This is a genomic window from Modicisalibacter coralii (genome assembly GCF_004117855.1).
GTDB classification, from domain to species: Bacteria; Pseudomonadota; Gammaproteobacteria; order Pseudomonadales; family Halomonadaceae; genus Modicisalibacter; species Modicisalibacter coralii.
Genome location: NZ_QWBW01000007.1, coordinates 253,943 through 263,209, shown reverse-complemented (window position 1 = coordinate 263,209; position 9,267 = coordinate 253,943). Strand labels below are relative to the sequence as shown.

The window sequence follows — 9,267 nt, the reverse complement described above, 5'->3', positions numbered from 1 at the left end:
CCCGGGCTGGCGGCTCAGGAGGACGCCGTCGCCGAGAGAGTGGCCCGCTCGTCGGTGGCCTGTCCGATGGCCCGCCAATGGCGTTCCTCGAGAATCATCGCCGCGGCCTTCTCGGCGATCATCAGGGTGGGGGAGCAGGTGTTGCCGGAGGTGATGGTGGGCATGATCGAGGCGTCGACGACGCGCAGGGCCTCGATGCCGTGCACCCGTAGCCGGTCGTCGACCACCGCGTGGATGTCCTGGCCCATCTTGCAGGTGCCCACGGGGTGGAAGATGGTCGTGCCGATGTCGCCGGCGGCCTGGACGAGTTCCTCGTCGCTCTGCCAGTCGGGGCCGGGCTTGATCTCCTCGGGCCGGTAGCGGGCCAGGGCGGGCGAGGCGACGATGCGGCGGGTGAGGCGAATCGCATCGATGGCCACGCGCCGGTCCTCCGGCTCGCTCAGGTAGTTGGGCTGGATGCGCGGTGGCTGGCGCGGATCGCGAGCGCGAATCGTCACCGTGCCGCGACTCGCCGGGCGCAGCGGGCAGACCGAGGCGGTGAAGGCCGGGAAGTCGTGCAGCGGCTCGCCGAAGGCCGGCAGCGACAGCGGCTGGACGTGATATTCCAGGTCGGCGCTGGGCCGGTCGGGACGCGAACGGGCGAAGGCGCCGAGCTGGCTGGGTGCCATGGTCAGCGGCCCGCGGCGGGCGCTCAGGTACTGCCAGGCCATGCCCAGCTTGCCCCACCAGGAACCGGCGATCTCGTTGAGGGTGGTCGCGCCGGTGACCCGATAGATCATCCGCAGTTGCAGGTGGTCCTGCAGATTGGCGCCGACCCCCGGCGCGGCGTGAACCACGGGGATGCCCAGCTCGTCGAGCAGTTCGCGGGGCCCCACCCCCGAGCGCTGGAGGATCGACGGCGAGCCGATCGCCCCGGCGCTGAGAATCACCTCGTCGGCCTCGAGGGACTGGAAGGCCCCACCGAGGCGCGCCAGGATGCCACAGGCGCGCGGTCGCTCGCCGCGGGTGTCGAACAGCACGCGGTCGACCTCGGCGTCGGTGACCAGGGTGACGTTGTCGCGGGTCTCGAGCCCGCGCAGGAAGGCCTTGCTGGCGTTCCAGCGCACCCCGCGGCGCTGGTTGACCTGGAAGTAGCTGCAGCCTTCGTTGTCGCCGCCGTTGAAGTCCTCGATGGCGGGGATGTCGCTCTCGGCGCAGGCCTCGCGAAAGGCCTCGAGAATCTCCCAGGCGTGGCGCTGGGGTTCGACGCGCCACTCGCCGCCGGCGCCGTGCAGGGCGCTTTCACCGGCGTAGTGATCCTCGCTGCGGCGGAACAGGGGCAGCACGCTCTGCCAGTCCCAGCCGGCGTTGCCCAGCTCGGCCCAGTGGTCATAGTCGCGGGCCTGGCCGCGCATGTAGATCATGCCGTTGATCGACGAGCTGCCGCCCAGCACCCGGCCGCGGGGGTAGCCCAGCGAACGGCCGTTGAGCCCGGTTTCGGCCTCGGTCCGATAGCACCAGTCGGTGCGCGGGTTGCCGATGCAGTACAGGTAGCCGACCGGGATATGGATCCAGGGGTAGTTGTCGCGCCCGCCGGCCTCGACCAGCGTGACGCGGTGGTGCGGGTCCTCGGAGAGGCGTTTGGCGAGCAGGCAGCCGGCGGGGCCGGCACCCACGATCAGGGTATCGGCGGCCGCGTAGGAACGGGCATGCGTCATGGCGGCGGGCGTCTCTTGTCGTTGTCGGTCATTGCCAGACTAGGCGAGAGAGGCCGGCCATCGGCAGCCGACGATGGTCGAAGGCTCTTAGAGCACATTTCCAACCCCCCTGATGATGGGGGCCGGGGACAGGGCGAAGCGAGGGTCCTTTGTCATGGATGGCAAAGGTAGCTCCCAGGGATGGGTTTACAGCGCCCTCGCGAAGCCCTGTCGCCGGAAAAGTCCGCTTCATCTACCGGTTGTAAAAAGCGTTCTTAGGCGCGCGTCTCGTCCCCGGCCGGCCGCGAGGCCTCGGCACGTATCGCGGCCTGCTCGACCAGGGCGCGGATCAGGCGCTGCTGGGGCCGGTTGAAGACCAGGAACTCGGGATGCCACTGCACGCCGATCAGGAACTCGTGGTGACAACTCTCGATGCCCTGGACCAGGCCGTCGCGGTCGCGGGCGACCACGCTCATGCCGTGGCCGGTACGGTCGATGGCCTGATGGTGCAGGCTGTTCACCTGGCACCAGTCGACCTGCAGGATGTGGTGCAGCCGGCTGCCTTCCACCACGTCGACGGTCTTGCGCGGCAGCACCGTCCGGCGCGGCTTGATGTGAGCGTAGGTGGTCTGGATGTCGCTGATCAGCGTCCCGCCCAGGAAGACGTTGATGATCTGGGCGCCGCGGCAGATGCCCAGCACCGGGCATCCGGTGGGTACCAGGCGGTCGAGCAGCGTCAGTTCCAGCTCGTCGCGCTGCGGATCGACGCGCACGTCGAGCTGCATCTCGCCGCCGTAGAGCTGGGCGCCGATATCGTCGCCGCCGCCGACCACCAGCCCGTCCAGGCTATCGATGTCGGGCCGGGCGGGGGACAGCCGCACGGGCCGCCCGCCGGCGCGCCATACCGCGAGGCAGTCGCACCACCAGGCCAGCCGGCTCTTGTGATCCGATGTCGTGATGCCGATCAGCGGTCGTCTCATGCGTCCTTCATCCACTCGCGAAGTCGATCCAGCCAGCGCGATACCGACGAGCGGCTGTGATGGGCGATATAGGCGGCGCTGCGTTCGGCCAGCCGGGTCGGGTCGGCGGCCAGGCGTTCGACCTCCACCCAGCGATTCCATTCCGCGGTGGCGCTCCAGTCCGGCTGCGACAACTGGGCGTTGGGCAGCCGGTAGTGGTAGGTCGGCCGCGGCTTGACGCGATCGTCGTTCGCCAAGCCGGGGTGATCGGGACTCAGGAAGGCGAACAGCGGATAGAAGTCGAGCTCGCGATTGCGACTGGGGTTGGCGGCCATGTAGTCGTCGATCAGGGTGTCGAGGTCCGGCCGATAGTCCGGCTCGAGCACCCGCAGGGCATAGTCACGAGGAAACGGATTGGCGTGCGGCAGCACCTCGCGGGTGATGTCGATGTCGATCTCCTCGCGCAGCCACTCGGCGAGGATCAGGTAGGCGCGCAGATGGGCGAGCACGCTCTCGACATCGGTATCCGGCACCTCGGGGTTGAGATGCAGGCCGAAGCCGTAGAGCAGGCTGTCGCGGGTGTCGCGGGCGCCCTGCCGGCGCAGGGCGTCGAACAGCCCGTCGAGTTCGCCGAGGGCCAGCCAGGGCAGTGGCGGGCAGACGATCTCGGTGGGCACCACGCCGGCCACGGCGTCGCCGATCAGCGCCCGGGTACGATTGTGCAGCTCCAGGCGCAGGTGCGACCACTCGTCGTCGCCGTGCTCACGGGCCTTCGCCAGCAGCTTGTCGTCGGGATGCGCGTACTTGGCGTCCAGCTCGATGGTGAAGTCGCCGTGCCGGGTATCGACGACCTTGTAGCGATGGGGGCCGAGCCGCTCGATCTCGCCGCCGAAGCGGTCGCGGACGAGCTCGGCGGCGGCGGTCGGGGCAATGGCGGCGAATTCGATCTCCACGCCCACTCGCCGTAATTGGCCTTCGGGCGTTCGGGGCGAGGGCGGCGCTGCGGGTTTCATGCGACCCTCCGGGGTAGACGACTGATGCCGACCATTGCAACGGCTGACCGGGTGCCTTGCAAGCCCTTTCACGCGTGGCGGCTGGCTTTCGGGTATCGGCTGGTATCAGCCACGCGTGGCGGTGAGCCCCTGGCGAACGTGCTCGGCCAGCCCCAGCCCGGCCTCGTGCATGGTCAGGTAGGTCTGGTTGGCCCCGGCGCGACGGATCGCCTCGGCCTCGTCCTCGTAGAGGCTGTGGGCGATGATGGTGCCGGCGAAGCCGTGATCGCGCAGCTGGCGGGTGGCGAAGACCTTCGACTCGGCATCCGGCAGCGACAGCATCACGACCTCGATCTGGCGCAGGTTGACGCTGTTCCAGAAGCCGATGTCCTCGCCGTCGGCGTAGACCACGTGGCGCCCCGCGCGGACGTGGCTCTCGACCCGGTTGGGATCGGCGTCCAGGCCGATCAACCGGGTGTCGTCGGCATGCAGACGATCGTAGGCGGCGGTGCCGGTACGCCCCATGCCGACGATCATCACCCGGGCGTCGCCCAGCGAGGCTGGCTGCTCGTCGGGATGCCAGCGATGATTCTCGAAGCGCCGCAGCCAGGGCTCGAGACGCGCGAACAGCGAGTGGGCGTTGCGCTGCAGCGGTGCGGCGACCAGAAACGACAGCGCCACGGCCAGCGCCAGGCCCACCAGGGTGTCGGGCGCCAGGGCGGCGGCGACGATCAGGCCGAACTCGCTGTAGCTGGTCAGGCTGATCGCCGCCTGGAAGGCGTTGCGGGCGCGCAGCCGGAACAGGATCAGCAGGAAGAAGAACAGCGCCGCCTTGAGCGGCAGCAGCGCGGTGAAGGTCACGGCGAAGACCAGCGAATCCCAGTCGGGCATCCCCGACATGCCGATCTTGAGAAAGAACCCCACCAGGAAGAGTTCCTTGAGCCCCCACAGCGTCTTGCCGAGCTCCTGGGCGCGAGGGTGATCGGCGACCAGTGCGCCGAGCAGCAGCGCGCCCACCTCGCCGGACAGCCCCAGCGCCGAGAATCCCGCGCCGCCGACCACCACGGCGAGGACCAGACCCATCAGCAGGAGCAGCTCGTCGTGGCCGCTGAGATCGATCAGGCGCTTCAACAGCGGCCGCGCGAGGGGCAGGCCGAACAGCAGCACGGCCCAGGGCGAGGGTACCTGGCCGGTGGAGAAGGCCAGCACCACCAGGGCGATCAGGTCCTGGATGATCAGGATGCCGATCGCCACCCGGCCGTGAAAGGCACGCAGTTCGCGGCGGGCCTCCAGGCTCTTGGCCGAGAGCACGGTACTCGAGAAGGCCAGGGCGATGGCCAGGATCGATGCGGTGGCCCAGGTCGCCCCACCCAGCCAGTGCAGACCGGGCGCGAACACCAGCAGCGTGGCCAGGAAGTGGATCAGCCCGCCGCCGAACACCTCGGGCTGGGCGAGACTCTTGAGCTTGAGCTTGAGGCCCACCGTGAACAGCAGCAGCAGCACGCCGAGGTGCGCGACATGGTCGAGGATCTCGGGGGTCGACGGTGGCAGCGCCAGGGAGTCGGCGAAGGGGTTGATCAGAAAGCCCGCCGCCAGGAAGCCGATCAGCGCTGGCAGCCCGCACCGCCAGGCGAGCAGGCCCAGCACGAAGGCGAACGACAGACAGATGACTTCCAGCATGGGCGGGCTCCCGTGAGACGATCTGGTGTGCCCGGCGGTATGACGAGCGATTCCCGGGTTTTTTACCGCAACTCGGCCGTCATGCCCACCGTCGGCGACGCCGGATTGACCTCGATCAACGCGCAAAGCGTCAGCGTTCGCGGCGACGCTAACGTATCCTGTCAGCGGGACGATTCGATGACACCGGCGGCGTCGACCGTCGGCAAGGGAGGAAGCATGAACGCATCGCGACAGGGCGCGGACTGGACGGCGCTGACCAGCGTCGAACTCGAGGCCTGGGCCGAGGGCGACGGCGTGGCGGTGCTGCCGCTGGCGGCGATCGAGCAGCACGGCGGCCACCTGCCGCTGGCCACCGACCGGACGATCGGCGAAGGGCTGCTCGAGGCGGCGCGCCATCGGCTGCCGGAGAACTTCCCGCTGCTGGTGCTGCCGACCCTGGCGGTGGGCGCCAGCGACGAGCACACGGCGTTTGCCGGCACCCTGAGCCTGCCGCCGGAGGTGGCGATTGCGGTGATCGAGGCCCACGGCGAGGCGGTCGCGCGGGCCGGCCTGCGCCGCCTGGTGCTGTTCAACAGCCACGGCGGCAATACCGCGGTGGCCGACATTGCCGCGCTCAAGCTGCGCCGGCGGCTGGGCCTGCTGGTGGTCAAGGCCCACTACATGCGCTTCGCGCCGCCGGCGGATTCACTGCCCGCGGCGGAGTGGCGCCACGGCCTGCACGGCGGGGCCGCCGAGACCGCGATGATGCTGCATCTGGCCCCGGGGACGCTACGCCGGGCGTGGCTCGATCACCCGCCGTCGCGGGGCGAGGCGATGGCGGCACAGGGCGGCCGGCTGGGCCCCGAGGGGGAGGCGGCGTTCGCCTGGATGGCCGAGGACCTGCACCCGGGCGGCGTGGTCGGCGATGCGCGTCTGGCCAGCGCCGCCCTCGGCGAGCGGCTGGTCGCGCACTACGCGCAGTGCCTCGCCGAGGTGCTCGTCGAGACCCGCGAGCTGGCGATCGACGACTTTCAGGCCCGTTCCGAGCCGGAGTGACCGTCGAGGACGTCATCGAGCAGGTGCCCGGCGCGATGCGCCTTGGCGTGCAGGTAGCGGTAGTTCTGCTCGGTGAGCCGCCCGTAAAGCGCCTGGCGGCCGGCGACCTCGATGCCGCCCTCGGCCAGCGCGGCGATCTTCACCGGATTGTTGGTGAGCAACTGCACGCGCTGGACGCCCAGTGCGGCGAGCATGTCCACGGCGACGCCGTAGCGGCGCTCGTCCTCGCCGAAGCCCAGCACCTGGTCGGCGTCCAGGGTATCCAGGCCCTCGTCCTGGAGCGCGTAGGCGCGCAGCTTGTTGGCCAGGCCGATGCCGCGGCCCTCCTGGGCCAGGTAGAGTAGCACGCCGCCGCCCAGGGCGGCGATCTCGGCGACGGCGTTGCGCAGCTGTTCGCCGCAGTCGCAGCGCAGGCTGGCGAACAGGTCGCCGGTCAGGCAGGCGGAATGCAGGCGCAGGGGCACGTCCCGCTGCCAGGTCTCGCTGTCACCGATGACGATCGCCACGTGCTCGCGCAGGCCGTCGGGCTCGCGAAACAGGATGAAGCGGCTCTCGCTGGCCTCGGCGAGCGGGATACGGGCCTCGCTGACGCGGCGCAGCATGCCGTCGGCACTCTCCAGACAGCGCTCGGCATCCTCGGCGGCGACGCCGAGCAGGGCCCCTTCGGCGATGCGTGCCTCGATCGCCGTGCGTGCCTCGCCGTCGAGGCGGCGGGTCAGCGCCGCCGGAATCAACAGGGCGCGGCGCATCAGCGCCAGGGCGGCCTGTTCGGCACGACTGGCGGCGAGCGGTTCGGCGTCCGTCGCCTCGGGCTCGAGGCCGAAGGCCAGCGCATGCAGACGCCGGGTGTCGTGCCACAGTGCCGGCGGCAGCGCCAGACGGGCGCTGTCGGCGTCGATCCTGTGCCCCAGGCGGGCAAGACGGTGACGGCTGAGCACCAGCGCCGGTGTCGGCATCTCGGCGGATTCGGCGAGACGCTCGAAGGCCGCCTCGTCGACGCTCTCCAGCGGGTGGACGAGGACGGCCTCGTCGGCGTCGCGCAGCAGCACCGGCAAGCCGCGGCGTATATCGAATAGGGCGCGTTCGACCTGATGCATGAGCGTCTCCTTGCTTGGGGGTTGCCCTGGCGCAGCCGGGCTGCGCATGATGAATCGCCTGTCTCGATGGGAGCCGACATGGACGACTCGCTTCTCGATGCGGCCTGGCGCGGTGTGCGCCGGGCGCGCGAACACGACTGGTCACGCTCGACCGTCGCCCGTATCGACACCGGCGCCGGGGTCATCGAGGTCCGGCGCGGCGGCGACTGGTCCGTTGATGCCGTCTGGCCCGCCGGCGCGTGCGCCCTGCTCGACAGCCTGTTGCCGCTGGTGGCCCGGTGCGGGGGCCTGGCGATCGCCCAGCTGGGGCAGAGCCTCGACGGGCGCATCGCCACCGAGAGCGGGGCCTCGCATTACATCAACGGCCTGGCCAGTCGCGTGCATCTGCACCGTCTGCGTGCCCTGGTCGATGCCGTGCTGGTCGGCGCCGGTACCGTGGCGGCCGACGATCCGCAACTCACGGTGCGCCATGTCGAGGGCGCCAACCCCTGGCGGGTGGTCTGCGACCCGCGCGGGCGGCTCGACGTCCGGCGCGACGTGTTCCAGACCGCTGCCGCGCCCACCCTGCATCTGGTGGGGCGCGGCGCGCCGCCACTGGTCGGCGCCGGGGCGCACGTCGAGCGTCTCGAACTGCCCGCGGGGCCCCGCGGCATCGAGCCGCGCGCGGTCCTCGATGCGCTCGCCGAGCGCGGCCTGACGCGGGTGCTCGTGGAGGGCGGCGGGGTCACCGTCTCGCGTTTCGTCGAGGCCGACGTGCTGCATCGCCTGCATCTGCTGGTGGCGCCGCTGCTGATCGGCTCCGGCCGCCCGGGCCTGGCGCTGACGCCCATCGATACCCTCGACGCGGCGCGGCGCCCGCCGGCCCGGACCTTCCCCTGCGGCGACGACACCCTGTTCGATCTGCGCCTGCTCGACGCCTGAGCGTCGGCGCAGCAGAAACAGCGCGCCGGGCAGGCTGCTCACCAGCACGAGGACGCCGTAGGCCACCGACACCGCCACGCCCTGGGCCGGGTCGAGCCCGGTCGCGCCCCACACCAGCGCCGCGGCGCCCTCACGCAGCCCCCAGCCGGCCACCGACAGCGGCAGGGCCATGGCCATGAGGACCGGTGGTACCAGGACCAGCAGCGTGGGCGTGGCCAGCTCGACACCGATGGCGCGGGCCGCACAGAGGTAGACCGCCACGTAGCTGGCGACCACCAGCAGCGAGCCGAGCAACTGCCCTGGCCAGGCCGCGGCGTCGAGCAAGGCGCGCTTGAGGTCACCGCCGAGCCCTTGCAGGGCCCGCGGCGGACGATGCCGGACGTGCCGGAGCCCACCGCCAACCGCCAGCACGATGAGACCCGGCACGGCCACGCCCGGTAGCCCCAGTTCGCCAAGCCGCTCGACGAGTGTCGTGACGGCGTGACTCAGCGGGTCGCGCCAGGTCGGCGAGAGCAGCGCGATACCCGCCAGCAGCCACAGCACCAGTTGCCCCGAGACGCGCTCGATGACCACGGCGCGCACCGCCGGACCGCGTTCGCCACTGGCGCTGGCATGGCGCCAGGCCCGGGTGACGTCGCCCATCACCCCGCCGGGCAGCAACTGGTTGAGAAAGGTCGCCAGGTAGTAGTCGGCGACGGCCGTGGGGTAGGCCAGCGGCACGCCCAGCAGGCGCGCGGTGAGCCGCCAGCGCCAGGCCGAGATCAGCACCTGGGGCAGCCCCAGGGCCAGCGCCAAGAGCACCCAGGCGGGCGACAGATCGCGCAGTTGCGCGGCGATCGCCGACGGCTCGAGCCACGCCGCCAGCGCGGCGAGCAGCCCCAGGCTGACCGCCAGCCGCAGCACGCTC

The 9,267-nt window shown here is 71.0% G+C and carries 7 protein-coding genes and 1 pseudogene; 2 read left to right on the top strand and 6 right to left on the bottom strand.

Going from position 1 to position 9,267, the window contains the following annotated elements; translation table 11 throughout:
• Positions 1-14: 14 nt before the first annotated feature.
• The 4 genes from D0901_RS03410 to D0901_RS03395 form a co-directional block, all read right to left on the bottom strand.
• Entirely contained in the window at positions 15-1,697 is a 1,683-nt protein-coding gene (locus D0901_RS03410) for a GMC family oxidoreductase (RefSeq protein WP_129138873.1), read from the bottom strand.
• A 254-nt stretch (positions 1,698-1,951) separates the two neighbouring features.
• Positions 1,952-2,656 carry a gamma-glutamyl-gamma-aminobutyrate hydrolase family protein gene (locus tag D0901_RS03405; protein ID WP_129138872.1) on the bottom strand — a complete coding sequence of 235 codons (705 nt, stop codon included), beginning with the start codon at positions 2,654-2,656 and terminating at the stop codon, positions 1,952-1,954.
• Positions 2,653-3,648, bottom strand: coding sequence for an amidoligase family protein (locus tag D0901_RS03400; protein WP_129138871.1), 996 nt, complete (start codon positions 3,646-3,648; stop codon positions 2,653-2,655). Before D0901_RS03400 ends, D0901_RS03405 begins: the two co-directional genes overlap by 4 nt.
• Before the next feature lie 105 nt (positions 3,649-3,753).
• On the bottom strand, positions 3,754-5,307 hold the full coding sequence (locus tag D0901_RS03395; RefSeq protein WP_129138870.1) for a cation:proton antiporter family protein: 1,554 nt from the start codon (positions 5,305-5,307) through the stop codon (positions 3,754-3,756).
• A 216-nt stretch (positions 5,308-5,523) separates the two neighbouring features.
• On the opposite strand from D0901_RS03395, the gene D0901_RS03390 reads away from it, so the two are divergent.
• Positions 5,524-6,342, top strand: coding sequence for a creatininase family protein (locus D0901_RS03390; protein WP_129138869.1), 819 nt, complete (start codon positions 5,524-5,526; stop codon positions 6,340-6,342).
• Here the strand turns inward: D0901_RS03390 and ribA are convergent.
• A complete protein-coding gene (ribA, locus tag D0901_RS03385; RefSeq protein ID WP_129138868.1) occupies positions 6,318-7,439 on the bottom strand; it encodes a GTP cyclohydrolase II RibA in 1,122 nt (373 codons plus the stop codon). The two genes, D0901_RS03390 and ribA, sit on opposite strands and share 25 nt — an antisense overlap.
• Between ribA and D0901_RS03380 the strand changes: the two genes are divergently transcribed.
• A complete protein-coding gene (locus tag D0901_RS03380; protein WP_325051824.1) occupies positions 7,434-8,360 on the top strand; it encodes a RibD family protein in 927 nt (308 codons plus the stop codon). The genes ribA and D0901_RS03380 overlap by 6 nt on opposite strands.
• Positions 8,361-8,402: 42 nt before the next feature.
• Here D0901_RS03380 and D0901_RS21220 read toward each other — a convergent pair.
• Positions 8,403-9,263, bottom strand: a pseudogene (locus tag D0901_RS21220) (lysylphosphatidylglycerol synthase transmembrane domain-containing protein); the annotation flags it as partial.
• Between the last annotated feature and the right edge of the window lie 4 nt (positions 9,264-9,267).

What these genes read in the sequence shown, in the direction of transcription:
- D0901_RS03395 (WP_129138870.1), bottom strand. Translation starts at nt 5,307, where the DNA reads ATGCTGGAAGTCATCTGTCTGTCGTTCGCCTTCGTGCTGGGCCTGCTC.
- ribA (WP_129138868.1), bottom strand. Translation starts at nt 7,439, where the DNA reads ATGCATCAGGTCGAACGCGCCCTATTCGATATACGCCGCGGCTTGCCG.
- D0901_RS03405 (WP_129138872.1), bottom strand. Translation starts at nt 2,656, where the DNA reads ATGAGACGACCGCTGATCGGCATCACGACATCGGATCACAAGAGCCGG.
- D0901_RS03390 (WP_129138869.1), top strand. Translation starts at nt 5,524, where the DNA reads ATGAACGCATCGCGACAGGGCGCGGACTGGACGGCGCTGACCAGCGTC.
- D0901_RS03410 (WP_129138873.1), bottom strand. Translation starts at nt 1,697, where the DNA reads ATGACGCATGCCCGTTCCTACGCGGCCGCCGATACCCTGATCGTGGGT.
- D0901_RS03400 (WP_129138871.1), bottom strand. Translation starts at nt 3,648, where the DNA reads ATGAAACCCGCAGCGCCGCCCTCGCCCCGAACGCCCGAAGGCCAATTA.
- D0901_RS03380 (WP_325051824.1), top strand. Translation starts at nt 7,434, where the DNA reads ATGCATGAGCGTCTCCTTGCTTGGGGGTTGCCCTGGCGCAGCCGGGCT.